The sequence below is a fragment of the Hyphomicrobium sp. MC1 genome, from assembly GCF_000253295.1.
Taxonomy (GTDB): Bacteria; Pseudomonadota; Alphaproteobacteria; order Rhizobiales; family Hyphomicrobiaceae; genus Hyphomicrobium_B.
Map to the genome: position 1 here is coordinate 2,591,065 of NC_015717.1, position 26,108 is coordinate 2,617,172.

The following is a 26,108-nucleotide window of genomic DNA, read 5'->3' on the forward strand; positions in this document are numbered from 1 at the left end:
TCTCGACGCGCGGCTCGGCCTTTAGCTGCGCGCCGTCCCGTCCGCGAGGGACTTGCGGTAGTAGTCCGCCATGCCGCCCGATGCGTACTGCAAACAATTGGCGATAGCGACGTGTATCCGATCTCCATCACCGTCGCTTTTTGCGGACAGAAAAGCTGCGTGCGCCGTTTCCCAGCGACGAAAATCTTCTGAACGTGCAAACGCTTCGTCGCCGAGCAACGCAAAGATGATTTCGGGCCGGTCCTTGCCGCGCGGCGTTACGGCGCCGAGTTCAAGCAACGCAAATTGTGGCGCTTCGGCTGCCGTCCGCTCGCCGACGATGATACCGGCTGCATATGTCTTCGTAGCTTTTTCGAACCGGGCAGCAACGTTCACGACATCGCCCAAAACGGAATAGTCGAAGCGCTGCGGCGAGCCGACGTTCCCGACGACGCATTCGCCCGTGTTCAGGCCGATACCGATGCGAACCGGGACGAAGGGTTGGCCGCCGACCAGGCATTCGGCTTCCAACGCTGCATTTAAGCGCGCCAGAGCATCCAGCATCGCTAACGCCGTGCGGCAGGCATTGGCAGCGTGCGCGGGATCGGGCAACGGTGCATTCCAAAAGGCCATGACGGCATCGCCCATGAATTTGTCGATGGTGCCGTTGTGCTTCAGGATTTCGTCCGTCAGCGGCGTAAAGAGTCGATTGACGAACCGGATCAATTCCTCCGCGCGCATGCCTTCCGATATTTTCGAGAAGCCGCGCACGTCGGCAAAAAGCAGCGTCACCTTACGCGTCTCGCCGCCGAGCTTCAGCTTGTCGCGGTTGCGCGCCAGTTCCTCGACCAGCGGTGCTGCAACGTAGTGTCCGAATGCGGATCGAATCTCGGCGCGCTGCATCTCCGATTTGAGATAACTCGTCAACGAGACACCGAGATAGAGCAACGCAACTGAGAGAGACGGATAGACGGGGTCGAACAGCATGCCCATGTACGCATAATCGAACCACGATATAGCGACGATCAGCGCGATCGCACTTGCGCCGACGATGGCGGCGACAAGCGCGCCGGAGCGTTCGATCAGCCATGCGACGAAGCCGCCGACAAGCAGGATGAATGCGATCTCAGCGCCGGTCGCGTAAGCCGGCCGCACGAGGTGATCACCTGACAGAATTTGTTCCAAAGCTTGGGCATGGATTTCGACGCCCGGAACGGCAACGTCGAGCGGTGTGGCGCGCAAATCGAGCAGGCCTGTCGCCGTTGCGCCGATGATGACGTAGCGGCCTTTCACGTCCGCCGGATCGAATGTGCCGTCCAAGATCTTGAGAGCCGAAATCTCGCGGCGCGGATCGCTGCGCGAGAATTTCAGCCAAAGCTCGCCGCGTCCGTCGGTCGGCAGAACGGCCTGGCCGACGCGAATGCTGTCGATCCCGGTCTGCTGTCCGAAGGCCAGCACGCCACTGCCTCCCGACGACTTGATGAAAATCGTCGATTGGCCGGTGCCGACGCGAAAGGCTTCCAGCGCCAGCGATGGGTAAAGCGCGCCGGAGATCGAAACGAGCAACGGAATGCGGCGCACGACCTGATCGCTGGACGGCAGCCAGTTGACGGCGCCAATCCCGCGTGCAGCTTTCGTCAGCTCTGGTCGGTTCTCAACCCCGCCGGAGAAGGCGTGAACGAAAGCCGCCGGATCATCGCCCGCGAACGATATTGCACCGGGGTAGCGGCCGATCCCCTGCTTCCGCGCGCGGCCGTTGTCACCAGCGATGCCGAGCACGACGGGCGCCGGTGCGATGGCCTTGGCGAGAATTTCATCGTTCGAAGGCAGGTCTGCCAGTTCGGACGCGAGTCCCGTCGCCCGCGGATTGCTTGCCAGGGCTTCAGCAATCACGTCGGGCGACAGCCGGTCGGGCTCGGCGAGGACCATGTCGAACGTGATCGAGGCAGCTCCAGCGGCGGCAAGCTTCGTGACAATGGCGGCGAGCCGATCGCGCGGCCAGGGCCATTGTCCGATGCGCGCGAGAGACGCTTCGTCGATCGCGACGATCCGAACCGGAAAAGATGTATCCAGGGTACGCGGGGCGCTACGAAGGTAGGTATCGAAGACCGACAACCGGAGCCGCGCGACCGGCTCGGGGTCGGCGATGCGAATCGCGACGCAAGCGGTTAACAGGATCGCGGCGATGACCAGAGCGAGCGGAAGGCGATTCGATCCGGCAGTCATGCTCCGATCCAGGTTTTGCCCCACGGCAAAAGCCGCGGCATGGTCCTCAGCTTAACGCATTCATCCGGCGTGGAACTTTGGTCGGCGCGTGCGGTATTAGGACGGAAAGACATGTGCACAAGATACGCGAACTCTCCTAAGCCAAGCGGGTGACTGAACGTTCATTTTTTGGGCTTGCTCACGCCCATATTCCGAATAGTCTTAAAACTATCACAAATCCGCATACGGCGGATTTTTCATTGTGGGATGGGGCAAATTGGAAAATAGAACATTAGCCCTTGGAAGGCGCCTCGGAATTCACTCCGGTTTCGTAACAGCGTTGTTTGCAGCCCTCCTCCTGGGAACGCCGGACGTCAGCCGGGCGGAGATTGGTTCGGACGAGCCGCGGGTCGACGCCCTGCAGCCGCCGGAAGATCCGCGCGACGTCGCGGATAAGGATTTTCCCTATGAGTTACGCAAGGTTGCCGACAAGCTCGAAAGCCCTTGGTCGATGGCCTTCCTGCCCGACGGCCGCATGCTCGTCACCGAGCGGCCAGGCCGGTTACGCGTCGTCATCGGCGATCAATTACAGTCGCAGCCGATTTCCGGCGTACCGACAGTTCTGTGCTGCAGCCATTCGGGATTGCTCGACGTTTTGGTCGATCCCGATTTCTCCGACAATCACCGTCTATTCCTGACCTATATGCACGGGACTGCGGAAGCCGGCACAATCCGTATTATGAGTGCCACACTCAACGGCAATTCCCTTATCGACAATCGGGTTATTTTCGAAAGCCGGCCGGCTGCGAAGGGCCTCGATCAGATCGGCGGCCGCCTTGCGTTCGGTCCGGACCATAAGCTCTATCTGACGATCGGCGATCGTTTCCAGATGGAGCGGGCGCAGAACCTGCTGGACGACGGCGGCAAGATCATCCGCATCAATGTCGACGGCTCGATCCCGGAGGACAATCCGTTCGTTGGACGCGCCGATGCACTACCGGAGATCTACAGCTACGGCCACCGCAACCCCCAGGGCATCATCGGCAATGTCGGCGACGGTCAGATCTGGGCGATCGAGCAAGGCCCGAAGGGCGGCGATGAACTCAACCTTATCAAATCCGGCGGCAATTACGGCTGGCCGCTCGTGACCTACGGCACCAACTACGACGACACCATCATCTCGGATAAGACATCAGCTCCTGGGCTGATCGACCCTGTCCACTACTGGGTGCCTTCGGTCGCCGCCGCGAGCCTCGTTTCCTATTACGGGAATATCATGCCGGACGACTGGCGTGGCGACTTCCTGATTGGCTCGCTTGCGGGCGAATGCCTAATCCGGCTGCACATCGACTCCGGCCGCGTCGTGAAAGAAGAGCGCTACCTGCATCACACGATGGGGCGCATCCGCGACGTCGCAATCGGGCCCGATGGCTATATCTACCTGCTGCAGGATAGCAGCGAGGCGGCCCTTTTCCGGCTCGAGCCAACCACCGATCTGCTCGCCAGGATGAAGCCGCAGTAAGACTGCGCCGCGGCACGCTGTCAGATGTCAAGAAATCGTACGGGCCGGATCAAACGATCCGGCCCGTTTCTGTTACACCCGCTCAGCCAAAACGACTACGACAAGGAGTGTTGACGATGGCAGACCGGCTCAAAGGCAAGATCGCGATCATCTCAGGCGGCTCGACGGGAATGGGCGGGGCGTCGTCGCTGCTGTTCGCGGCCGAAGGCGCCACGGTCGGCGTTATCGACCGGAGGGAGGAAGAAGGACGAGCCATCGTCGATCAGATCAACAACGCCGGGGGCAAGGCGGTATTCGCGGCTGCGGACGTCGCGGATGAAGGCCAGGTCAACGACGCCGTCGCCAAGGTGACGTCGGCCATTGGGCAGGCGAACGTGCTGTTCAATCACGCGGGCACGATCATCATCAAGCCGTTCCTCGAAATGACGCTGAAGGAATGGGAATGGCTGATGGGCATCAACGTCACGAGCATGTTCCTCATGACGAAGGCTGTCCTGCCGGGCATGATCGAAATGGGCGGCGGCTCCATCGTGTGCACATCGTCGATTTCGGCGATCGCGGCGACGCCGCTGGAGACGGCTTACAATACGTCGAAAGCTGCCTGCCACATGTTCGCGCGGTCGATTGCGGTCGAATATCGCGACAAGGGCATTCGCTGCAACGCTGTTGCACCGGGCTTCGTCGCGACGCCACACGGACTGCGCGAAGTGGCGGAGCTGCAAAAGCTCGGCGTTGACGCATCAGAGGAAGCGCTCGCCGTGCAGCAGGGCCGTCTTTGCAAGCCGGAAGAAGTCGCCAACGCAGCTCTCTTCCTTGCCAGCGACGAAGCGAGCTTCGTCAACGGCGCGTCTATCTTCGTCGATAACTGCTTTACGGCGGTGTGAAGTTTTTCCTAGGCGTTGGCGGTCCTGCAATGCGGGGGCGCCAACGCTGAGGACTTAACGGGAAGACCGCACGGAGGAACGATCCCCTTTTGCATCGTCTTGCCGATGTGACCGCCTCGGATAAAGGTCGTCACACGCGATCTTGAGGCTTCAATAGATTTTCAATCTTCGTTGGAACCGCACCAAAATTGTCGCGGCCATATATAATACTTTTTTCGTAGACAATATGGCTCGATCTCTTAACATTCGGTCTAGGCTGGCTCGCCTTGAGAGGTGATGTGTGCCTGGGGAAGCATCGACGCCGGGGGGCTCGAGGGGAAATGCGCGTGTCTGTTGCCGCCGTTTTGGCGGGCGAAGTTTTGTTGTCTGCATCCACGGCAGGTGCTCAACAAGCGAACCAAATTGTTTCACCCGAACCGGCGCCTCCGTCAGCCAGTTCGACGACCGCTCCAGCAGCCACTACGCTGCCAGAGGTCACGGTCGAAGCCAAGCCTGTAGAGAAACAACCGCAGCCGAAAAAGCATACGGCAAAGCCGACGAAAAAAACTGCGGCTGCCGCACCGAAAAACCCGGCCACAGAGCCGCTTCCCTCGGTTCCGGGAACGGCGATCATCGATAATTTGCCTCCCGCGTATGCCGGCGGTCAGGTGGCGAGCGGCGCGCAACTGGGCATTCTCGGCAACCGGGATGTCATGGACGCGCCTTTCAGCGTAACCAGCTATACTGAAGATTATCTGCGCGATCAGCAGGCCTCGACCCTTGCAGATGTGGTCGACACCGATCCCTCAGTGCGAATCAACAACCACGGACGGGGAAGCAACAATGGTGGCGGCGACGTCTTTACCATTCGCGGCTTTACCGTTCCGAACAGCGACACATCTTTCAATGGTTTGTACGGCGTCCTGCCGGTTGGAACCATCTCTCTATCGGGCGTGGAGCGGGTCGAAATATTCAAGGGCCCAAATGCCATGCTCAACGGCATGTCACCGAGCGGCGGCGTTGGCGGTACCATTAATATTGTCCCGAAGCGTGCGGGCGATGAACCGCTCACGCGCCTGACAACCGGCTTTGAGAGTTCGGGATCGGGGAGCGCAGAATTGGACGTCGGACGGCGGTACGGCACTGGCAAAGAATTCGGGGTGCGCTTCAACGGTCTCTATCAGAATGGCGATACCGCAGTTGACGATCAGACGAACGAAGTCCAATCGGCGACGCTCGGCTTGGATTTCCGCGGCAGCGCCGTGCGCCTTTCAGCAGATCTTGGATACCAGAAAGATCGCACCGACGTTCCAAGCAGTTGGGGTGGCGGCCTAAGAATTGGTGGCGGCGTCACGCATATTCCGGACGCCCCCAATGCCAGCAACCGAACGGCGCAGCTCTGGGAATATATCGACAATGAGGATCTCTACGGCGTCGTCCGTGGTGAGGTCGACGTCACGCGGGACATTACCGTCTATGCCGCCGCAGGCGGGCGAACCAACGACCAAGCCGATCTGCGCACCAGTTCCAGGCTCAACGACAATTCCGGCTCGCTTCTGACGCAGATTCTAAACTATCCGCAGTATTCAGACAGCGAGTCCTACCAGGGCGGCATCAAAGGCGTTCTGCGTTTCGGAAGCGTGCGGCACGAATGGAATATCGGCGCGACACGACTGAGCAGCGAGGTCGGATACGGCCTGGACGTCCTGGGCGGCGGTCTCTCCGATCTCTATCACGTTGCGGAGATTCCAAAGCCGGATACATCGAGCCTTTCCGACGCTCGAAAGAACGCCAGCACCGATCTCACCTCCGTCGCCTTTGCCGACACGATGGTGTTCGCCGATGACCGGGTGTGGTTGACCTTGGGCGTTCGCCGCCAATACGTCGATCAAGACAATTACGATGTCACAAGCGGTGCGCGGACATCAACCTACGACGAATCCGCAACGACGCCATCCGTGGGTCTCGTGGTGAAGCCCTGGCACAACGTCTCGCTTTATGGAAACTATATCGAGGGTCTTACCCAAGGCATGACCGCGCCTGCGGGAACCGAAAATGCCGGAGAAGTCTTTCCCCCGACCAAGACGAGGCAAGCCGAGGCGGGCGTAAAGGTCGATTTCGGCAAGGTCACCGGGACCCTCGGCGTGTTTCGGATCGAACAGCCGAACGCGATTACCATCCCCGGCTCGACGTCCGCATCGACCATTTACACGATCGATGGACAGCAACTTAACAAAGGCGTGGAATTCAACGTCTTTGGAGAACTGACGCCGAGCATCCGCTTGCTTGGCGGCGTGACATATCTCGATCCGGAGCAGACAAAGACACAAGGCGGTCTAAACGACGGGAAAGACGCGATCGGCGTCGCGAACTGGAACGGTAACGTCGGGGTGGAATGGGATCCCTACTTCGCCAAGGGCGTAACGTTAAGTGCCAGGTCGGTCATTACCGGCACGCAATATGCCGACGCGGCAAACAAGCTTGAGCTTCCCGCTTGGGCGAGGCTCGATCTCGGCGTCCGCTACAAGCTCGAAGACCGTCCAATCGAATTTCGCGCCAACGTCTACAATGTGCTCGATACCAACTATTGGGAAACGGCAGATCCGTCGACGGGATTGCGCCTTGGCGCGCCGCGGACATTCATCCTCTCGATGTCGACGGAGTTCTAGCTTCGACAAAGCCGAAGATGTCAGCAATTACTTGATCAGCTCGGGGCCTTTCTGGCCTTCGATCAGGAACTGAGATTCGTCCTTGAGGTTCACGCCCGTCAGGCCGCGACGGAAGGCTTCGCGCAGGAGCCATGCGGTCTTGAAGGCGCCTTCCTCATAGGATAGTCCGCGCTGGCGCACGTTCGAGATGCAGTTGCGGTCGGCGTCTTTGATGCCGACGCGCGGCGAGAAGGTGATGTAGACACCGAGGCTGTCGGGCGACGATAAGCCGGGACGCTCGCCGATCAGCACGAGCACGGCTTTGCCGCCGAGGATCTCTCCGGCTTCGTCGCCGAGCGCCACGCGCGCGTCATCGGCAAGCAAGATCGGCGACAGTTTCCAGCCGGCTTTGACGACATGCGGCAGGAGGGCCGCCATATAGGGAATGGTATTGGCGGAAACTGCCATCGACGACAGCCCGTCGCCGACGAGGACGACGAGATCGGGCCGGCCATCCTCCATTTCGGCAGCGCGCATCAGCGCCTCGCGCGAGTGATCGGACAATTTGCGACCGAGGTCCGGGCGGCGGAGATATTCCGAACGGTCGTGCGTGGCGCTGCCGACGCGAAGCGTGGAAAGACCGAGATCGGCTAAGCCTTTTTCGATCGGCGTCCAGTCGATCGGTGTCGTCACGGCGTCGCGCGCCATGGCGTGAGACAATGCGAAGTCCAAGACTTCGTGCGTCGGCATCGCCGAACCCGAGCGGCCGAGGCCGATGCGTGCGTCCGTGAACTGTTTGAGATTGGCCCAGGGATCCGCTGTCATGTTACGCCGCCAATGCTTGAGCGTGGGTGAGAAGCGGATTGCCCGGACGATGCGGTGCGAGGTGACCTTTCGCATCGGTGACGCCGATCTTCGTCAGCCAGGCGTCGAACTCGGGCGCGCGTTTCAGGCCCAGCGCCTCGCGCACATAGAGCGCATCGTGGAATGAGGTCGACTGGTAGTTCAGCATGATGTCGTCGGCGCCCGGAATACCCATGATGAAGTTGACGCCGGCAGCGCCGAGCATCATCAGCAGGATGTCCATGTCGTCCTGATCGGCTTCGGCGTGGTTGGTGTAGCAGATATCGCAGCCCATCGGCAGGCCAAGCAGCTTGCCGCAGAAATGGTCCTCGAGGCCGGCGCGGATGATCTCCTTGCCATTGTAGAGATATTCCGGGCCGATGAAGCCGACGACGGTATTGACGAGCAGCGGCTTGAACTGACGCGCGACGGCGTAGGCGCGGGCCTCGAGCGTCTGCTGATCGCAGCCGTGATGCGCGTCGGCCGAGAGCGCCGATCCCTGCCCCGTCTCGAAATACATGCAGTTGTCGCCGACGGTGCCGCGCTTCAGGCTCAAAGCGGCTTCGCGGCCTTCCTGCAAATGCGAGAGCTTTACGCCGAAGCTATCGTTGACGCCCTGCGTGCCGCCGATCGACTGGAAGACGAGATCGACAGGCGCGCCCTTGGCGATGGCGTCGATCGTCGTCGTCACGTGTGTCAGCACGCAGCTCTGGGTCGGGATTTCGAAGCGGCGGATGACGTCGTCCATCATCACCAGAAGATCGGTGATGGCGCCGATGTTGTCGCTCGCCGGATTGATGCCGATGACGGCATCACCGCAGCCGTACATCAAGCCGTCGACCATCGACGCGGCGATGCCTTTCTTGTCGTCGGTGGGATGGTTGGGTTGCAGACGCACGGACATGTGTCCGGGCAAACCAATCGTATCGCGGAACTTCGTGATGACGTGCGCCTTCTTGGCGCCGAGCACGAGGTCCTGGTTGCGCATGATCTTCGAGACGGCAGCGACCATTTCCGGCGTCAGGCCCGGCGCCAGCGCGGAGACCTTCTCCGGCGTCGCCTTCTCTGACAGCAGCCAATCGCGGAATTCGCCGACCGTCATATGAGAAACCGGCGCGAACGCCGCGCCATCATGTGTGTCGACGATGAGGCGCGTGACGTCATCGTCTTCGTAGGGAATGATGGTTTCGTTGAGGAACTGCTTCAGCGGCACGTCGGCGAGCGCCATCTTGGCGGCGACGTTCTCGGCGGCGGACTTTGCCGCGACACCCGCCAGCACGTCGCCAGAGCGCGGCGGCGTGGCTTTCGCCAACAGCTCTTTCAGGGATGAAAACGTGTAGGTCGTTCCGCCCGCGTGCACCCGATACATGGCCGCTCTCCCAATCTCGCCGGTTGCTCGTTCAATAATGTCCTTCAATCAGCGGCTTGCAAGCATCAAATGGTGCCACCCGCCGCCCAATCAGGGAGCAGCTTCGCTCATGCACACTTGGAGTCGCACTCGACGATCGGTTTCGGACGGGGTTTGAGCTTCGCGAGATCTGCGACGCCTGCGATGAAGACGTCCATAGAGTCTTCGAACGCAAGGCTCGGATCGAGCGTCTTCAGAACAGGAATGAGGTCTTGCGTGGCGTGATACATAGTCGGATCGAGCGCACTCAACTCGGTCTCTTCCGCCGGGCCGATCGCGCGCAGAAGGCCCTCTGCCTCGGCCAACGCAAATCCCAGAACGAATGCATAGAAAGCAAGGCCAAGGCCTGCCGCCGCAGTATCGGTCAACCCCGCACGACGCAGGGCACAGTAGACGATCTCACTCGAAATGTGGTCCGCAGGACCGGTTGCGTTGTAGCGAAAATGCAGCGGAAAAACCCGAGGATGATGATGCGCCAGCATCCGGTAGGCCTTTCCGACGGCCCTTAGGTCGTCGCGCCAGTTCGCGGTCGCCGTCGGCATCTCAACGCTTCGAAGTCCATGATCGGCGATGGCTCGCAACAGCTCATCCTTCGAGCCGAAGTGATGCAGAACGGTCATCGGGTCGACACCGACGATCGCCGCTACCTTACGAATGGAAAACGCAGCTTCCCCGACCTCGGCAAACAAATCGAACGCCGCCTGAAGGATCTCGGATTTCTCAACGCCCCGCCGTGCCCGCGATTTTGGCTCAGTCATCCGTCCAGCCCCTTGACTTCTACACTGTAGACTTTACACTCGAAGCGTTCTAAGAAGCAAGACGCCTTCGTGTCAATGGTTGAGTGTCGAAGCTAGGCGCGGGTCGTGCTTGCCCCAGGGAACGTCGCGTATGACACTGTTGCATATCGGGTTTCCGGCTTATTACGATGGCGGTGATATCGCTCACTGCCGCGAGGTGCCGCGTCCCATGTGCAGCATTCCCCATCCCAAGCGCGAGCTTTTGAAGCTCTGCGCGCGCATCGGCTACACGCCGCACTGAACTCTCCGAGCGCTCAGTTCTCAGCAGGCCCTCAAGGCCTGCTCATTCCCATTTTTCTTTTGCTGGAGGCTTCCTCGTGTCCAACCGTATTCAGACGCAACAGATCCAACAACTCGATGCGCAGCACCATCTGCATCCCTTCTCCGATCATCAGTCGCTGAGAGGCAGCGGCAGCGTCCGTGTCATCGTCAAAGGTGAAGGTCCGTATGTGATCGACAGCGAGGGCCATCGCATTCTCGACGGCATGGCCGGCCTTTGGACGACGAACATCGGCTATGGCAACAAAGAGCTGGCGCAGGCCGCTTACGATCAGATGGTCGAACTGCCGTTCTACAATACCTTCTTCAAGACGACGCACCCGCCGGTCGTCGAGCTGGCGCGCAAGCTGGCCGAGATCGCACCGGCGCATCTCAATCAGGTGTTCTTCGGTTCGTCGGGCTCGGAATCGAACGACACGGCGATCCGCCTGATCCGTCATTACTGGGTGCTCAAGGGCGAGCCGAAGCGGCGCATCATCATCAGCCGGGAGAACGCCTATCACGGCTCGACCATTGCGGCGGGCTCGATGGGCGGCATGAGCCACGTGCATGCGCACAGCTATCCAGTCTATGAGGGCTTCCGCCACGTCATGGACCCGTACTGGTACGGCGACTCGTTCCCCGGCGAGACGCCGGAAGCGTTCGGCCTGCGTGCTGCACGGGCTATTGAAGAAGAAATTCTGCGTTGCGGGCCGGAGAACGTCGCGGCGTTCGCGGGCGAACCGGTTCAGGGCGCAGGCGGCGTGAAAATCGCGCCGTCGACCTACTGGCCGGAGGTTCAGCGCATCGTCGACAAGTACGGCATCCTCTTGCTGGCCGACGAAGTCATCACCGGCTTCGGACGCCTCGGCACGTGGTTCGCCTCGGATTTCTACGGCATCCGGCCCAATATCATCACCTTCGCGAAGGCGGCGACGTCGGGCTACATCCCGCTGTCGGGCGTGCTCGTCGACGACAAAATCGTCGAAGCGCTGATGGCCAAGGACGACGATTTCAACCACGGCTACACGTTCTCGGGCCATCCGGTGGCGTGCGCTGTCGCGCTGAAGAACCTGGAGATCATGGAGCGCGACCGACTCGTTCCTAAGGTGAAGGAATTCACCGGCCCGGCTCTGGCGAAGCTGTTCGATCGCTTCAAGGATCATCCGCTCGTCGGCGAGGTTCGCACGGTCGGCATGATGGGCGCGATCGAACTCGTGGCGGATAAGAAAACGCGCCGCCGCTTCGATAACCTCGGCCGCGTCGGTCTTATCTGTCGCGATCATTTCTTCCGGGAAGGCTTCATCATGCGGGCCGTCTGGGACACGATGGTGTGCGCGCCGCCGCTGACCTGGGAAGAGCAGCAGTTCGAGGAAGCGGGCCGCGTGATCCAGAAGGCGCTCGATCAGACGCTTTCGGCAGTCCAGGGAGAAATGGCGGCATGAGGCGGCCCGTCGTCGTCATACCCTGCAGTACAGAGACGGTCAGCGGACTGACCTCGGACGCGGCGGGGCGGAAATATTCCGCCGCCGTGGCCGAGGGCGCCGACTGCCAGCCGTTGCTGCTGCCGGTCGGCAAGAACCTTTCCGACATCGGCTCCGTTCTCGATGTTGCCTCGGGCATTTTGCTGACGGGCGCCATCTCGAACGTGCACCCTGAAAACTACGGCCTCGAAGAGCCCGTTCTGCCTGACGCCATCGACCGTGACCGGGATGCGGTGACGCTGCCGCTTATCCGCGCGGCGGTCGAACGCAAGGTGCCGATCATGGCGATTTGCCGAGGCTTTCAAGAGTTGAACGTCGCGCTTGGCGGCTCTCTGCACCAGGCGGTTCATACCGTCGACGGCTATGCCGACCATCGCGAGCCGAAGGTGACGGACTTCGACGTGATGTTCGCGCCGCGCCACCCGGTGACGCTCAAGGGCGAGCTCAAGGCGTGGCTCGGCCAGGACCAGATCATCGTCAACTCGCTGCACGGGCAAGGCATCCGCGATCTCGCCAAGCCGCTCGTTGCGGAAGCGTTCGCTGAGGATGGCCTGGTCGAAGCCGCCCGCGTCGCAGCCGGCAATCCATTCTCTCTCGGTGTGCAGTGGCACCCCGAATGGCAATACACATCCAATCCAGCATCCCTGGCGCTGTTCCGCCGCTTCGGCGACGCCGCGAGAGGTATGATCGCGAAAGGCCAGGCCGCATGACCGATACATTCATTTCCGTCGAAGAAGCTGCAGCGTTCCTTGATGCCAATCCAAGCGTGTCTTGGATCGACATTCTGCTGTTCGACATGAACGGCATGCCGCGGGGCAAGCGCATCCGGCGCGGCGATCTCGTCAGCATTGCGCGGAACGGGCTGCTGCTTCCGGCGTCCGTTTACGTGCTCGATCCGCGCGGCAATTCGATCGCCGAGACAGGCCGGCTCTGGGAGACGGGCGATCACGACATTCCGTTCCGCGTGCTGTCCGGCACGCTGAAGCCGGTGCCCGTCGGTAAGGGCTCGCACGGTCAAGCGGTGATGGTGCCTGTCGATCTTTGCGATATGGATCCGCGCGGTGTGCTGGCCACTCAGGTGTCGCGATTTGCGGATGCCGGGCAGAAGCCCATCGTCGCGGTCGAACTCGAATTCTACGTGACAAAGCGCACGCCGGACGGCGTTTTCAGCCTCGTGACGCCGTCCGGCCTCTCCGCCGATCCCGAACGGCCGATGACGTTCGGCTTTGAGGAAATGGACACGCTCGGACCGTTCATCGATGACGTCTATCGCATCGCTGAGGCACAAGGGCTGCCGCTCGACGCGGTTATGCAGGAGTCCGGCCCTGGTCAATTCGAGATCAATCTGAAGCACAGCGAGGCCATGACGGCAGCGCTCGATGGCGTGCTCTTAAAGCGCGCGGTCAAGGCGGCTGCTCATGCGCACGATCTCGAAGCGACGTTCATGGCGAAGCCGCACCACGACTGGACGGGCTCCGGAATGCACGTTCACGTCAGCTTGATCGATAAGCAGGGCAACAACCTGTTCGCGGGCGATCCGATGGCGCCAATGTTCCGGCAGGCGATCGGCGGGTTGCGGACATCCATGCCGGACTTCATGGCGGTGTGGGCACAGTCAGCGAACGCATATCGCCGCTACGTGCCTGAATCCTATGTGCCGATGTCGGCGCACTGGGGCTTCAACAATCGCACAGTGGCGCTCCGCGTGCCGTGCTGCTCGGGGCCTGCGACGCGCATCGAACATCGCGTCTCGGGTGCCGACGCCAATCCGTTCCTCGTCATCGCAAGTATCCTGGCGGGCGTCCGCCATGGCATCACCAACGGCGTCGACCCGGGGCAGCATGCGGAAGGCAACGCGGAAGAACTCGACGGCAACGAACTGCCGACCGCCTGGGTGAACGCGCTGCAGACATTCCGCACCTCCGACATCGTGCGCGAGGCTTTCGGCGCAGCATTCCAAGACGTCTACTATCGCTTGAAAGAGACCGAACGCATCAGTTTCGAGCGTGTCGTTACTGCGCTCGACTATGAATGGTACGCTCAAGTTGCATAAGGCTTTACGGTCATGACATCGCTTGCACACTTCGAAGCCGTTGCCGGATCGATCAAAATTCCGAGCGAAGCCGTCATCGACGGCAAGCTGACGGAGAGCGTTTCCGGCAGAACGTTCGCCAACATCTCACCGCGCGACGGGCGCGTCCTTAATCATGTCGCCCAGTGCGGGCCGGAGGATGTCGATCTCGCCGTCAAAAGCGCGCGCCGCGCCTTCGATGAGGGATCGTGGCGTAAGCTGCACTATCGCGAGAAAAAGCGCATTCTGTTCAAGCTCGCCGAACTGATGGAACGCGATATCGAAACGCTCGCCGTTCTCGAAAGCCTCGATGTCGGCAAGCCGATCTCGAACGCGCTCGGCGGCGACGTTCCGAACGCCATCCGCTCGCTGCGCTATTATGCGGAAGCGCTCGATAAGGTTTACGGTGAAGTGGCGCCGGAAGCACCGGACCGGTTCTCGTTCGTCGTCCACGATCCGCTGGGCGTCATCGGCGCCATCGTGCCGTGGAACTTCCCGCTGCACATGGCGATGTGGAAGGTCGCCCCGGCACTCGCGATGGGCAATTCCGTCATTCTGAAGCCTGCGGAGCAATCGCCGCTGACAGCGCTAAAGCTTGGTGAACTGGCGCTCGAAGCTGGAATTCCGGCGGGGGTACTGAACGTTATTCCGGGCTTCGGCGCAGAAGCAGGCAAGGCGCTCGCGCTGCACAATGACGTCGACATGATTGCATTCACCGGCTCGGGCCCGGTCGGCAAGCTGCTCATGCAGTATTCGGGACAGAGCAACCTGAAGCGCGTCAGCCTGGAACTCGGCGGCAAGTCTCCGCATATCGTGTTCGCGGACTGCCCCGATCTCGACCGCGCCGCCACGGAAGCGGCGTGGGGCATCTTCTATAATTCAGGGCAGGTATGCACTGCCGGGTCTCGTCTCTTGGTGCAGGACGCGATAGCCGATGATTTCACCAATCGGCTCATAACGGTTGCTCGAAAAATCGTTGCTGGTGACCCCTTGGAGCCCGCGACGACGTCGGGCGCTATGGTTAGCGAAGAACAGATGAAGACGGCACTCCGCTATATCGAAACGGCGAAGCGCGAGGGCGGCACGCTGGCCCTCGGCGGCAATCGCACGCTCGAAGGAAGCGGTGGGTTCTACGTCGAGCCGACGGTGTTTTCGGGCGTGACGCCCGAGAATACGCTGGCGCGCGAAGAAGTTTTCGGACCGGTGCTCGCCATTACGCGTTTCACCGAAGCGGACGACGCCATCCGCATCGCCAACGATACGAACTATGGCCTCGCCGCCGGTCTTTGGACCAAGGACATCACGCTGGCTCACCGCGCCGCCCGCGAGATCCGTGCCGGACTCGTCTGGATCAACGGCTGGGACAGCTGCGATATCACGATGCCGTTCGGAGGCTTCAAGCAATCGGGCTTCGGCCGTGATCGCTCTCTGCACGCACTACATAAGTATGCCGATTTAAAATCGGTCTCGATCACACTCTGACGCCCTGGAGACGGTGCAATGAATATCAAATCGTCAACGCCCTTCCCCTCGGCCGCCTTCATAGACGGCGAGTGGGTGACTTCGAACAAGACGTTTCCGGTTCTCGATCCGGCGACGGGCGAAAAGCTCGTTGATGTACCGGACCTGACACCGGATGATGCCAAGCGCGCCATCGACGCCGCGCACAAGGCATTTCCGGCGTGGGCTGCGAAGCCCGCGAAGGAACGCGCGCAGATCCTGCGCAAGTGGTTCGACCTCATCATCGCGGACACCGAAGCGCTGGCTCAGTTGATGACGGCCGAGCAAGGCAAACCGCTGACGGAATCGCGCGGCGAAGTCGCTTATGGCGCGTCGTTCATTGAATGGTTCGCGGAAGAAGGAAAGCGCGCCTACGGGCACACGATCCCGACGACGGTCGCGTCGCGCCGCTACCTCACGATCAAGCAGCCCATCGGCGTATGCGCGGCGATCACGCCGTGGAACTTCCCGATCGCGATGATCACCCGCAAGGTCGGCTGCGCCCTGGCTGCCGGTTGCACGATCGTCGTGAAGCCGTCAGAAGAGACGCCGCTATGTGCGCTGGCGCTTGCGAAGCTCGCGCAGGACGCAGGCGTTCCGGCGGGCGTATTCAACGTCATCACGACGATGGACGGCCCGGGCATCGGCAAGGTGCTGACGGCGGATGACCGTGTGCGCAAGTTGACGTTCACAGGCTCGACGGAAGTCGGCCGCATTCTCTATCGTCAGTGTGCCGACACCATCAAAAAGCTGACGCTCGAACTCGGCGGCAACGCGCCGCTCATCATTTTCGACGATGCCGATCTGAAGCAGGCGGTCGCCGGAACGATGGCGTCGAAGTTCCGGAACGCGGGCCAGACGTGCGTCTGCGCCAACCGTATCCTCGTGCAGGCGGGCATCTTCGACAAGTTCGTTGCAGCCCTGAAAGAGGAAGCCGCGAAGCTCGTCGTGGCACCCGGCCGTGATGCCAAATCGACGGTCGGACCGCTGATCAATGCGGAAGCCATCGACAAGGTGAAGTCGCTGCTTTCCGGTGCGGTCTCCGAAGGCGCCAAGATCGAGATCGGCGGCAAGCCGGACAAACACGGCGCGCTTTTCTTCGAGCCGACCATCGTGACCGGTGTCACCACCGCCATGACGATCGCGAACGAAGAGATCTTCGGGCCGGTCGCCTCGCTCATCAAATTCGAGACGGAAGCCGACGCGATCCGCATCGCCAACGGCACGCCGTTTGGCCTCGCGGCTTACCTCTTCAGCCAGAATGTCTCTCGCGCGTGGCGCGTGGCTGAAGCACTCGAAGCCGGCATGATCGGCGTCAACGAAGGCGTGTTCTCGAACGAGGTCGCGCCGTTCGGCGGCATCAAGCAGTCGGGTCTCGGCCGCGAGGGCGCGGACGAAGGCCTCAACGAGTATCTCGAGACAAAAATGATCGCCCTTGGCGGCATCAACGCCTAGCAGTCAAGTTTCGGCGGGGCATTTCGATTAATGCTCCGCCGAAAAAGCATTGAACCCTCTTTCGCTCACCCATCGAACCACGAAGGATCGTCCATGGCTACCTCAGCCGAGCTTCAGGCCCGTCGCGTCGCTGCTATTCCACGCGGCGTCGGAAACGTGACGCAAATCTTTGCCAAGACCGCGAAGAACGCCGAGATCTGGAGCGAGGACGGCAAGCGCTATATTGATTTCGGCGCGGGCATCGCGGTCGTCAACACGGGCCATCAGCATCCTCGCCTCATCAAGGCCATTGAGGAGCAGCTCAAGGCTTTCAGTCACGTCTGCTTCCAGGTGACGCCATACGAAAACTATGTGAGCCTGGCGGAACGGCTCAACGCCATTGCGCCAATCGCCGGTCCGGCCAAGACGATGCTGGCATCAACGGGTGCTGAAGCCGTCGAGAACGCCGTCAAAGTGGCGCGCGCGTTCACCGGACGTCCCGGCATCGTTTCGTTTGCAGGCGGCTTCCACGGCCGCACGCTGATGGGCATGGCCCTGACGGGCAAGGTCGTGCCTTACAAGAAGGGCTACGGACCGTTTCCGCCGGATGTCTATAATGTCGAATTCCCGAACGTCTTCCACGGCGGCAGCACCGGGCAAAGCATTCGCAGCCTGAAATCGCTGTTCAAGCATTCGGTCGATCCGTCGAACATCGCCGGTATCGTCATCGAGCCGGTGCAAGGCGAAGGCGGCTTCAATATCGTGCCGAAGGAATTCATGGTCGCGCTGCGCGAGCTTTGCGACGACCATGGTATTCTGCTGATCGCGGATGAAATCCAGACGGGCTTTGCACGTACTGGCAAGATGTTCGCGATGGAGCATTTCGGCGTGAAGGCCGACGTCGTCACAATGGCGAAGGGCCTCGCAGGCGGCATGCCTCTGTCGGCGATCGTCGGCCGCGCGGATGTCATGGATGCTTCCAATCCCGGCGGCCTCGGCGGCACTTATGCAGGCAATCCGGTCGCGTGCGCGTCGGCCCATGCCGTGCTCGACGTCATTCACGACGAGAAGCTCTGCGACCGCGCCACCGCAATCGGCAAGATCATCATGGATCGCTGCTCGGCGTTGCAGGCCAATTCGAACCTCAACTGCATCGGCGACGTCCGCGGCCTCGGCGCCATGTGCGCGGTCGAGCTTGTGAAAGACAAGGCGAGCGGTGAACCGGCGCCGGAATTGACGAGCGCATTGCTCAAAGCGGCGAGCGACCGCGGCCTCATTCTTCTTTCGTGCGGCACGTACGGAAACGTCATTCGCTTCCTGGTCCCGCTGACTGCCAGCGACGAACTCGTTCGCGAGGGCATGGACGTGTTCGAATCGGCACTCACCGACGCCGTCGCCAAGGTCGCTTGATATTTGGACTCGCTCCCGGCGACCGGCGCCCCGCACGGGTATCGCTGAGAGCAAACAAAGGACTCATCTTATGAATGTACAGATCAAGCCCAACGACCTCGCATCCTTCTGGATGCCGTTTACCGCCAACAAGCAGTTCAAGGCGAATCCGCGGCTCTTCGTCGGCGCCAAGGACATGCATTATGTGACGAACGATGGGCGCAAGGTGCTCGACGGCACATCGGGTCTCTGGTGCGTAAACGCCGGACACTGCCGTCCGAAGATTGCCGAAGCGATCAAAGCCCAGGTCGATACGCTTGACTTCGCAGGCACGTTCCAGATGGGCCATAACAAGGCCTTCGAGGCTGCGAACCGGCTGACGGCCATCGCGCCGAAGGGCTTCGATCATGTGTTCTTCACCAACTCCGGTTCGGAGTCGGTCGAGACGGCACTGAAGATGGCGATCGCCTATCATCGCGCCAAGGGCAACGGCACCAAGGTGCGCCTGATCGGCCGCGAACGCGGCTATCATGGTGTCAACTTCGGCGGCATGTCGGTCGGCGGCATCGGCCCCAACCGCAAGATGTTCGGTGCGCTTGTCGCAGGCGTTGATCATATGCGGCACACGCACGATCTGGCGAAGAACGCTTTCACGCGCGGCGAGCCGGAGCACGGAGCGGAGCTTGCGGACGATCTGGAACGCCTCGTTGCGCTGCATGACGCTTCGACGATCGCCGCTGTCATCGTCGAGCCGGTTGCGTGCTCGACAGGCGTGCTGATCCCGCCGAAGGGATATCTGAAGCGCCTCGAAGCCATCGCCAAGAAGCACGACATTCTGCTGATCGCCGACGAAGTCATCACGGGCTTCGGCCGTCTCGGCGTGCCGTTCGGTTCGGACTACTTTGGGATCTCGCCGGATATCATCACGACGGCGAAGGGCGTGACGAACGGTACGATTCCGATGGGCGCCGTGTTCGTCAAATCGCACATCCACGACGCCTTCATGAACGGCCCTGATTGGATGATCGACTTCTTCCACGGCTATACGTATTCGGGCCATCCAGTCGCCGCGGCAGCCGCCATCGGCACGCTCGACACCTATGCGGAAGAAGGTCTGCTGACGCGCGCCGCAGAGCTGGCACCCTACTGGGAAGAACGCGTCCACGCGCTGAAGGGCCTGCCGCATATCATCGATGTGCGCAACATCGGCCTCATCGGCGCGGTCGAGTTCGCGCCCGATCCGGAGCAGCCCGGCAAGCGGGCGTTCGACCGTTTCGTCAAGGCATTCGAGGCCGGTATTCTGGTTCGCCAGACGGGCGACATCATCGCGCTGTCGCCGCCGCTCGTCATTTCGAAGTCCGAGATCGACCAGTTGTTCGACACCTTCACGAAGGTGCTGAAGGAGACGAACTAATTCACTTGTCATCCCCGAACGCGATCGCTGCGCTCTCGTGTTCGAGGATGACGAAAGTCAAAACGAGGATTCCTTTCCCAATGCACATGATCGAGAACGCCATCAACGGGCGCCGCTCACCTGCTCACGCCGAGCGCACGCAGGCTGTCTTCAATCCGGCGACTGGCGAAGAAGTTGCGCGCCTGCCGCTGTCGAAAGTCGACGATCTCAACGCCGCCGTCTCTGCCGCGAAGAAAGCCGCACTGACCTGGGGCACGACGCCGCCGATGAAGCGCGTGCGTCCGCTTTTCAAGTTCAAGGAGCTACTGGAAAAGAACGCCGACGAGATCGCACGCGCGATTTCACGCGAACACGGCAAGACACATGCCGACTCGCTCGGTGAGCTGGCGCGCGGCATCGATGTCGTCGATTTCGCCTGCGGGATTCCGCACCTTTTGAAGGGCGAATTCAGCCGCAACGTCGGCCCAGATATCGATAGCTGGTCAGACCGGCAGCCGCTTGGCGTCGTTGCGGGTATCACGCCCTTCAACTTCCCCGCCATGGTGCCGATGTGGATGTTCCCCGTCGCGATTGCGTGCGGCAATGCTTTCATCCTGAAGCCGTCCGAGCGCGATCCGTCGGCACCGATGCTGATCTGGGAGCTGTTCCAGCAAGCCGGTCTGCCGGACGGCGTGTTCAACGTCGTGCACGGCGACAAGACGATCGTCGATGCGATTCTCGATCATCCCGATATCGCCGCCGTCTCCTTCGTCGGCTCAACGCCCGTTGCACAGTACATCTATGGCCGCGGCACGGCGAACGGCAAGCGCGTGCAGGCACTCGGCGGCGCCAAGAACCATATGATCGTGATGCCCGACGCCGACATGGACCAGGCGGTCGATGCGCTGATGGGCGCAGGCTATGGTTCCGCTGGCGAGCGCTGCATGGCGATCTCGGTTGCGGTTCCGGTTGGCGAGAAGACGGCCGACAAGCTCGTCGAGGCTCTGGCACCGCGCGTGCGCGCGCTGAAAGTCGGCCCGGCGACGGACCCTGAATCGGAGATGGGCCCGGTTGTCACGGCAGACGCGAAGCGCAAGATCACCTCGCTGATCGACAAGGGCGTCGCGGAAGGTGCGAAGCTCGTCGTCGATGGTCGCGGACTGACGCTACAGGGCTACGAGAACGGATTCTTTCTCGGCGGCACATTGTTCGACAACGTCACGCGCGACATGACGATCTATCGCGAAGAAATTTTCGGGCCGGTGCTCTCGGTCGTGCGCGCGAAGAACTACGATGAAGCCGCCGATCTCATCAACACGCACGAATATGGCAACGGTACCGCGATCTTCACGCGCGACGGCGATACGGCACGCGCGTTCGCAGACAAGATCGAGGTCGGCATGGTCGGCATCAACGTGCCGCTGCCGGTGCCGGTTGCCTATCACTCGTTCGGCGGCTGGAAGCGCTCGCTGTTCGGGGATCACGCGATTTACGGACCGGAAGGCGTGCACTTCTACACGCGTCTCAAGACAGTTACGGCGCGCTGGCCGGCCGGCATCCGCAAGGGTGCGGAGTTTAATTTTCCGAGCCTGAAGTAAAATTGGATGAGTGAGCGGCAGATGAGCCCGCTCACTTCCTCCTTATTCTAAAGTACTGCGGCACATCAGAAATTTCTTCCTGACTTTAAGGCTGGCACAAGCCCTGCGTCCTTAGTTCATCGCAGCATGAACTCAAGTTCGCGAGATCCTTTGCCAATGCACCAACCTGCTAAGACCCCTCACCCGGCAAATTCCGGCGCCGATCTCGACGGCCGCCTTTCTTTCCTGGAGCTGGATGAGCTTACGACCTCGCAGCTTCGCGACCTCAAGCCGCTTCTCATGCGGCATCTCCCCGTCGCTCTCGATAAATTCTATGCGAAGATCAAAGCCACGCCGGAACTCAAGCGCTTCTTCGCTGACGACGCGCATATCGCGCGCGCCAAGTCCGCTCAGCTCGGTCACTGGGGCGCGATAAGCGCAGGCAAGATCGATGAGACGTATGTCGGCAATGTTCGCCGCATCGGCCAAACACACGCCAGGATCGGGCTTGAGCCGCGATGGTACATCGGCGGCTACACGCTGCTGCTTGAACATCTCTTTGCGGCGATCATCGAGGAGAGCAAGCCGAAGAGCCTTTTCTCCTTCAATCAGCAGACGACGCATCAGAACCTTCTCGGCAAGCTCGCCGCACTGACGAAAGCGGCAATGCTCGACATGGACTTCTCCATTTCGACGTACATCGAGGCGGCTGAACATGCGCGCCTCAAGGCCGAGGCGGAGCACCACCAAGCGCAGGCCGAGGCCGCGAAGCGCCAGCAGGAAGCTGACGCGGATCGCCTGCGTGTTGAAGAAGAGGTTGCGGCCGAGCGTGCTCACGTCCTCGATGCAATCACGTCGGGCCTCTCAGAGCTTGCCAAACAGAACCTGTCGTACCGCATCGGCACGGCGTTGCCGCCACAGTTCGAACGCGTGCGCGATGATTTTAATTCGGCGAGCGGTCAGCTCGATCAAGCCTTGCAGGTCGTTCTACAGCGCATCAGCGGCATTACGGCAGCGACCGAGCAGATCCTCGCGGCGTCCGAGAACCTTTCGCGGCGAGCCCAGACCACGGCCGCCTCTCTCGAAGAGTCGGCGGCGGCACTCGAAGAAACCGCCGTCTCGGTGCAAAGCACGGCGACCTCGACGACCAGCATGCAGGACATCATAACGCGCGCCAGCAGCCAGGCGTCCGATGGCGGAAAGATCGTCGACGAGGCGATCGAGGCCGTGTCGAAAATCGAAAGTTCATCGAAGCAGATCGGGCATATCATCAGCGTCATCGACGATATCGCGTTCCAGACGAACCTGCTGGCACTCAATGCGGGCGTCGAAGCCGCCCGTGCGGGCGAGCATGGCCGCGGCTTCGCGGTCGTGGCATCGGAAGTGCGCGCGCTCGCACAGCGGTCGGCGGAGTCGGCGCGCGAGATCAAAGATCTGATTTCGACGGCGCAGCAAAATGTCAGCGATGGCGTGAGGCTGGTGACGAGCACCGGACATGTGTTTGGAGAGATTGCCAAAGCCGTCACACAGGTGAACACGGTCATGGCCGAGATCGCGGCGGGAGCACAAGAGCAGGCATCCGCGCTTGCCGAAGTCAGCAGCGCCGTCGCGACGATGGATCACGACACGCAAGAGAATGCGGCGATGGCCGAAGAGCTGACGTCGTCGACAAACGTGCTGGCTTCGGAAACGAGCGATCTCAAATCTCTCGCCACGGCATTCAAGACGTCTGATTCCGCTCACGCCGTCGCAAAGAGCGCGCGACTCCGTGTCGTCGGCTGAGCGTACAAACCCGAACGAACACAGAAGCGGCGCCGCGATCCTTGGGATCGGGCGCCGCCGTAATTGCAAAATCGGTAACGGTCACTTGGCCTTTGCGGCCCACGCTGCCACGCGCTGTTTGCACGTATCGGAAAGGTCAGCCTGATGCTCCGTCAGGCAGCCGCGTATCTTGCTCTTCTCGTGTGGAACGCTCGTGCAGAATTTCTGGATGTCGGCCCTGCAGGCACCTTTGCCGCCGTTGGGAGGCGTGGCGCTATCGGCTGCCAGAGATGCCGCAGAACCCAGCGTTGCGGCAGCGGCGAACACCAACAAAAATCTCATACCATCTCCTTGCTGATCGTTATGGACAATGATCTTCGAAAGGCCGGAGAAACCGAGCGCGCGAAGCACATGAGATCCTGCACGCACCGCCTCGCTAGCGGCGCACGTCCCGCGCTGTGCGCCTTCCTTTAAGGAAAGCGCACAGTCGCTCATTCAGCATCACTGCCGAATATCTGATTTAGCGGAGATAGGGGCAGACGCGTTCGACGCCGCGGCGGTCGATATAGGTGCCCGTGCGATAGCTGAAGTCGGGGAAGTCACGCGCGCAGCGATCCATGTCGCGCGGTGCGGCGCGATGCTCGGAAATAGCGGCTGCGATGATTGCGCCGCCGATAAGGCCGCCGACGAGAGCGCCGGGGCCCCAGCCCCATCCGCCGTGACCGCGCCAATAAACGTGGGTGACGGCGCCAGCGTCTTTCGAAAGCGCCGGAACGCCGGTTCCGAACGGCGCGGCAGCAGCTTGCTCAGTCGCAGCAAAAGTCGCCGTCATGGTGGCGGCAATGAGAGAAGAAGCGATAACTTTTTTGAATTTCGTCATATTACGTTTCCACCGTAACGAAGTGTCTGATCCGCCTAACGCGGTGGACGGAAGAGATCCGTCGCTTGCCCCGAAATGATCATAAGTCCTGATGATTCGTTACCGAATACGATGGACTCGCTTCGCGACATTTCGAAGGCGATGAGCGCAGTACACTCTCTTCGCGATGAAGCTGCGGTGAATTACAAAATTACAAAAAAGAAAGCCGGTCGCTCCGGGGGGAAGAAGCGACCGGCTGGTCACCGCCGGTGAGGGATGCGGCGGCACGGGGGTTCGATGTTCTAACTACTCAGCAGCGTGACGAAAGTTCCGGCTGCCTTCTACCGTGTCAAAGCCCAGCGACGCAGCAACTACAGAGTGCATGATACGGCCGCCTTTGACGTTCAATCCTGCTGCGAGATGGGGATCGCGATCGAATGCTGCAAGCCCCTGCTCTGCGAGTTTCATCACGAATGGCAACGTTGCGTTGTTCAATGCCTGAGCCGACGTGACGGGCACAGCGCCCGGCATGTTGGCGACGCAGTAGTGAATGATGCCGTCGACTTCGAACGTCGGATGCGCGTGCGTCGTCGGCTTCGATGTTTCAAAGCAGCCGCCCTGATCGATCGCCACGTCAACGAGCACGGCGCCCTTCTTCATGTCTTTCAGCATCGCACGATTGACGAGCTTCGGCGCGCTCGCGCCAGCGACAAGCACCGCGCCGACAACGACGTCTGCGGCGAGAACTTCGGTTTCGATCGTTTCCATCGTCGAAGCGAGCGTACGCACGCGACCTTCAAACAGCTCATCGAGCTGGCGCAAACGCGGAAGCGACCGGTCAATGATCGATACGTCGGCACCGAGGCCGGCCGCCATCCGCGCTGCATGCGTACCGACGACCCCGCCGCCGAGTACAACGACCTTTGCGGGCTTCACACCCGGGACGCCGCCCATCAGAACGCCGCGTCCGCCGGTGGGGCGACGCAGGGCCTGAGCCGCGGCTTCAATCGAAAGACGGCCAGCAACTTCGCTCATCGGCGCCAGAAGCGGCAGCGAGCCGTTGGCGTCGGTGACCGTCTCGTAAGCGATGGCCGTCGCGCCCGATTCCATCAGGCCGATGGCCTGCTGCGCATCGGGAGCGAGATGCAAATAGGTGAACAGGATCTGATCGGGTTTGAGGCGCTTCCACTCGACCTTCTGCGGCTCCTTGACCTTCACGATCATCTGGGAGTCGAAGAAAACTTCTTCGGCCGATTTGACGATGCGGGCGCCCGCCTTTTCGTAGGCCGCATCGTCGGCGAAAATGCCGGCACCGGCACCCGACTGAACGATCACTTCGTGGCCGCGAGCTGCCAGTTCGCGAACCGAACCCGGCACTAGGCCGACCCGAAACTCATCGCTCTTAATTTCCGTGGGAACACCGATGCGCATGATCCGCTCCTGTAAAGCGCAGCTTCCGATCTTCTACAGTGTAGGTTGACACAGGCCCGCGGCTGTTACTCTGCGATTTTTGTTGTGCTCAACAGCGTTTTTGATGAAAATCTGCGAAAATGGCGGGATAGGCGCAGAAAAATGGCTGAAGTTCCTTTGGATGCGCTGGATAAGGCCATCTTGGCGGCCCTTCTGGTTGACGGCCGTCAGAGCCAAGTCGACCTCGCTGAGCGTGTTCCTCTATCGCCGACGGCCATCGCGCGGCGGATCAAGGCGCTCGAACAGTCCGGAGTGATCGACGGCTACCAGGCGCGGGTCAACCGCAAGGCCCTGGGGCTCAGCATGATGGCCGTGGTCCAGATCAGCCTCGAAAGCCAAAGCCAGGAACTGCTGGAGGCCTTCGAGAAGGCAGCCGCGGCGGCGCCCTCGATCGTGTCCTGCTACATGATGTCGGGGCAGGACGATTATCTCATCACGGTGCTGGCGCGCGATCTAGCGGATTTCGAACGCATCCATAAGGAGCAGCTCTCACGGCTGCCGGGCGTGTCGCGGCTGCACTCGAGCTTTGTACTGCGCGAAGTCGCGAGCCGCTCGCTGCCGGTGTCCAGCCTGCTGCGCTGAGAAGATCCAGCGTGAGATGCGCCGAAGGCCCAATATTGCAAAGTAATTTTTTGTGCCTGATCCCC

General features: G+C 61.1%; 21 protein-coding genes. 14 read left to right on the forward strand and 7 right to left on the reverse strand.

Features of this window, described 5'->3' with window-relative positions; translation table 11 throughout:
* Positions 1–21: 21 nt before the first annotated feature.
* A complete protein-coding gene (locus tag HYPMC_RS12685) occupies positions 22–2,205 on the reverse strand; it encodes a CHASE2 domain-containing protein (RefSeq protein ID WP_013948360.1) in 2,184 nt (727 codons plus the stop codon).
* A gap of 256 nt (positions 2,206–2,461) precedes the next feature.
* Here HYPMC_RS12685 and HYPMC_RS12690 point away from each other — a divergent pair, with 256 nt between their 5' ends.
* The 3 genes from HYPMC_RS12690 (at position 2,462) to HYPMC_RS12700 (ending at position 7,238) form a co-directional block, all read left to right on the forward strand.
* Positions 2,462–3,706 (forward strand): PQQ-dependent sugar dehydrogenase, encoded by a 1,245-nt coding sequence (locus HYPMC_RS12690; RefSeq protein ID WP_155831248.1) that lies wholly within the window; start codon positions 2,462–2,464, stop codon positions 3,704–3,706.
* A gap of 116 nt (positions 3,707–3,822) precedes the next feature.
* On the forward strand, positions 3,823–4,590 hold the full coding sequence (locus tag HYPMC_RS12695) for an SDR family NAD(P)-dependent oxidoreductase (protein WP_013948362.1): 768 nt from the start codon (positions 3,823–3,825) through the stop codon (positions 4,588–4,590).
* Positions 4,591–4,916: 326 nt separating this feature from the next.
* On the forward strand, positions 4,917–7,238 hold the full coding sequence (locus HYPMC_RS12700; RefSeq protein ID WP_050976789.1) for a TonB-dependent siderophore receptor: 2,322 nt from the start codon (positions 4,917–4,919) through the stop codon (positions 7,236–7,238).
* A 27-nt stretch (positions 7,239–7,265) separates the two neighbouring features.
* Here HYPMC_RS12700 and eutC read toward each other — a convergent pair whose 3' ends face one another.
* From eutC to HYPMC_RS12715, 3 genes are all read right to left on the reverse strand, one after another.
* A complete protein-coding gene (gene eutC / locus HYPMC_RS12705) occupies positions 7,266–8,042 on the reverse strand; it encodes an ethanolamine ammonia-lyase subunit EutC (RefSeq protein WP_013948364.1) in 777 nt (258 codons plus the stop codon).
* Between the two features lies 1 nt (position 8,043).
* Positions 8,044–9,429, reverse strand: coding sequence for an ethanolamine ammonia-lyase subunit EutB (locus HYPMC_RS12710; RefSeq protein ID WP_013948365.1), 1,386 nt, complete (start codon positions 9,427–9,429; stop codon positions 8,044–8,046).
* Positions 9,430–9,536: 107 nt separating this feature from the next.
* A complete protein-coding gene (locus tag HYPMC_RS12715) occupies positions 9,537–10,226 on the reverse strand; it encodes a TetR/AcrR family transcriptional regulator (protein WP_013948366.1) in 690 nt (229 codons plus the stop codon).
* 130 nt (positions 10,227–10,356) lie between these two features.
* Between HYPMC_RS12715 and HYPMC_RS24245 the strand changes: the two genes are divergently transcribed.
* From HYPMC_RS24245 to HYPMC_RS12760, 10 genes are all read left to right on the forward strand, one after another.
* Positions 10,357–10,506 carry a hypothetical protein gene (locus tag HYPMC_RS24245; protein ID WP_013948367.1) on the forward strand — a complete coding sequence of 50 codons (150 nt, stop codon included), beginning with the start codon at positions 10,357–10,359 and terminating at the stop codon, positions 10,504–10,506.
* A 76-nt stretch (positions 10,507–10,582) separates the two neighbouring features.
* Complete coding sequence (locus HYPMC_RS12720; protein WP_013948368.1) at positions 10,583–11,968, forward strand: aspartate aminotransferase family protein; 1,386 nt, start codon at positions 10,583–10,585, stop codon at positions 11,966–11,968.
* Positions 11,965–12,717 (forward strand): gamma-glutamyl-gamma-aminobutyrate hydrolase family protein, encoded by a 753-nt coding sequence (locus HYPMC_RS12725; RefSeq protein WP_013948369.1) that lies wholly within the window; start codon positions 11,965–11,967, stop codon positions 12,715–12,717. Before HYPMC_RS12720 ends, HYPMC_RS12725 begins: the two co-directional genes overlap by 4 nt.
* A complete protein-coding gene (locus tag HYPMC_RS12730) occupies positions 12,714–14,060 on the forward strand; it encodes a glutamine synthetase family protein (protein ID WP_013948370.1) in 1,347 nt (448 codons plus the stop codon). Before HYPMC_RS12725 ends, HYPMC_RS12730 begins: the two co-directional genes overlap by 4 nt.
* A gap of 12 nt (positions 14,061–14,072) precedes the next feature.
* Positions 14,073–15,560 (forward strand): aldehyde dehydrogenase, encoded by a 1,488-nt coding sequence (locus HYPMC_RS12735; RefSeq protein WP_013948371.1) that lies wholly within the window; start codon positions 14,073–14,075, stop codon positions 15,558–15,560.
* 18 nt (positions 15,561–15,578) lie between these two features.
* On the forward strand, positions 15,579–17,033 hold the full coding sequence (locus HYPMC_RS12740) for an NAD-dependent succinate-semialdehyde dehydrogenase (protein WP_013948372.1): 1,455 nt from the start codon (positions 15,579–15,581) through the stop codon (positions 17,031–17,033).
* A 93-nt stretch (positions 17,034–17,126) separates the two neighbouring features.
* Positions 17,127–18,422 (forward strand): 4-aminobutyrate--2-oxoglutarate transaminase, encoded by a 1,296-nt coding sequence (gene gabT / locus HYPMC_RS12745; RefSeq protein ID WP_013948373.1) that lies wholly within the window; start codon positions 17,127–17,129, stop codon positions 18,420–18,422.
* Between the two features lie 70 nt (positions 18,423–18,492).
* Positions 18,493–19,815, forward strand: coding sequence for an aspartate aminotransferase family protein (locus HYPMC_RS12750; protein WP_013948374.1), 1,323 nt, complete (start codon positions 18,493–18,495; stop codon positions 19,813–19,815).
* A gap of 80 nt (positions 19,816–19,895) precedes the next feature.
* A complete protein-coding gene (locus HYPMC_RS12755) occupies positions 19,896–21,392 on the forward strand; it encodes a CoA-acylating methylmalonate-semialdehyde dehydrogenase (RefSeq protein WP_013948375.1) in 1,497 nt (498 codons plus the stop codon).
* Positions 21,393–21,548: 156 nt separating this feature from the next.
* The gene (locus HYPMC_RS12760; RefSeq protein ID WP_013948376.1) at positions 21,549–23,153 is read left to right on the forward strand and encodes a globin-coupled sensor protein; all 1,605 of its coding nucleotides are present in this window, start codon (positions 21,549–21,551) and stop codon (positions 23,151–23,153) included.
* An 81-nt stretch (positions 23,154–23,234) separates the two neighbouring features.
* Here the strand turns inward: HYPMC_RS12760 and HYPMC_RS24250 are convergent, their stop codons facing one another.
* The 3 genes from HYPMC_RS24250 to ald form a co-directional block, all read right to left on the reverse strand.
* Complete coding sequence (locus HYPMC_RS24250) at positions 23,235–23,474, reverse strand: cysteine rich repeat-containing protein (RefSeq protein WP_157135437.1); 240 nt, start codon at positions 23,472–23,474, stop codon at positions 23,235–23,237.
* A gap of 178 nt (positions 23,475–23,652) precedes the next feature.
* Positions 23,653–24,012: a hypothetical protein gene (locus tag HYPMC_RS12770; RefSeq protein ID WP_013948378.1), complete on the reverse strand. Its 360-nt coding sequence runs from the start codon at positions 24,010–24,012 to the stop codon at positions 23,653–23,655.
* Between the two features lie 285 nt (positions 24,013–24,297).
* Positions 24,298–25,422, reverse strand: coding sequence for an alanine dehydrogenase (ald, locus tag HYPMC_RS12775; protein WP_013948380.1), 1,125 nt, complete (start codon positions 25,420–25,422; stop codon positions 24,298–24,300).
* Positions 25,423–25,563: 141 nt separating this feature from the next.
* Between ald and HYPMC_RS12780 the strand changes: the two genes are divergently transcribed.
* Positions 25,564–26,043: an Lrp/AsnC family transcriptional regulator gene (locus HYPMC_RS12780; protein ID WP_013948381.1), complete on the forward strand. Its 480-nt coding sequence runs from the start codon at positions 25,564–25,566 to the stop codon at positions 26,041–26,043.
* Positions 26,044–26,108 lie beyond the last annotated feature (65 nt).

What these genes read in the sequence shown, in the direction of transcription:
- HYPMC_RS24245 (WP_013948367.1), top strand. Translation starts at nt 10,357, where the DNA reads ATGACACTGTTGCATATCGGGTTTCCGGCTTATTACGATGGCGGTGAT.
- HYPMC_RS24250 (WP_157135437.1), bottom strand. Translation starts at nt 23,474, where the DNA reads ATGAGATTTTTGTTGGTGTTCGCCGCTGCCGCAACGCTGGGTTCTGCG.
- HYPMC_RS12695 (WP_013948362.1), top strand. Translation starts at nt 3,823, where the DNA reads ATGGCAGACCGGCTCAAAGGCAAGATCGCGATCATCTCAGGCGGCTCG.
- HYPMC_RS12755 (WP_013948375.1), top strand. Translation starts at nt 19,896, where the DNA reads ATGCACATGATCGAGAACGCCATCAACGGGCGCCGCTCACCTGCTCAC.
- HYPMC_RS12760 (WP_013948376.1), top strand. Translation starts at nt 21,549, where the DNA reads ATGCACCAACCTGCTAAGACCCCTCACCCGGCAAATTCCGGCGCCGAT.
- HYPMC_RS12780 (WP_013948381.1), top strand. Translation starts at nt 25,564, where the DNA reads ATGGCTGAAGTTCCTTTGGATGCGCTGGATAAGGCCATCTTGGCGGCC.
- HYPMC_RS12725 (WP_013948369.1), top strand. Translation starts at nt 11,965, where the DNA reads ATGAGGCGGCCCGTCGTCGTCATACCCTGCAGTACAGAGACGGTCAGC.
- HYPMC_RS12735 (WP_013948371.1), top strand. Translation starts at nt 14,073, where the DNA reads ATGACATCGCTTGCACACTTCGAAGCCGTTGCCGGATCGATCAAAATT.
- HYPMC_RS12750 (WP_013948374.1), top strand. Translation starts at nt 18,493, where the DNA reads ATGAATGTACAGATCAAGCCCAACGACCTCGCATCCTTCTGGATGCCG.
- gabT (WP_013948373.1), top strand. Translation starts at nt 17,127, where the DNA reads ATGGCTACCTCAGCCGAGCTTCAGGCCCGTCGCGTCGCTGCTATTCCA.
- HYPMC_RS12770 (WP_013948378.1), bottom strand. Translation starts at nt 24,012, where the DNA reads ATGACGAAATTCAAAAAAGTTATCGCTTCTTCTCTCATTGCCGCCACC.
- HYPMC_RS12715 (WP_013948366.1), bottom strand. Translation starts at nt 10,226, where the DNA reads ATGACTGAGCCAAAATCGCGGGCACGGCGGGGCGTTGAGAAATCCGAG.
- HYPMC_RS12710 (WP_013948365.1), bottom strand. Translation starts at nt 9,429, where the DNA reads ATGTATCGGGTGCACGCGGGCGGAACGACCTACACGTTTTCATCCCTG.
- HYPMC_RS12740 (WP_013948372.1), top strand. Translation starts at nt 15,579, where the DNA reads ATGAATATCAAATCGTCAACGCCCTTCCCCTCGGCCGCCTTCATAGAC.
- HYPMC_RS12685 (WP_013948360.1), bottom strand. Translation starts at nt 2,205, where the DNA reads ATGACTGCCGGATCGAATCGCCTTCCGCTCGCTCTGGTCATCGCCGCG.
- eutC (WP_013948364.1), bottom strand. Translation starts at nt 8,042, where the DNA reads ATGACAGCGGATCCCTGGGCCAATCTCAAACAGTTCACGGACGCACGC.
- ald (WP_013948380.1), bottom strand. Translation starts at nt 25,422, where the DNA reads ATGCGCATCGGTGTTCCCACGGAAATTAAGAGCGATGAGTTTCGGGTC.
- HYPMC_RS12730 (WP_013948370.1), top strand. Translation starts at nt 12,714, where the DNA reads ATGACCGATACATTCATTTCCGTCGAAGAAGCTGCAGCGTTCCTTGAT.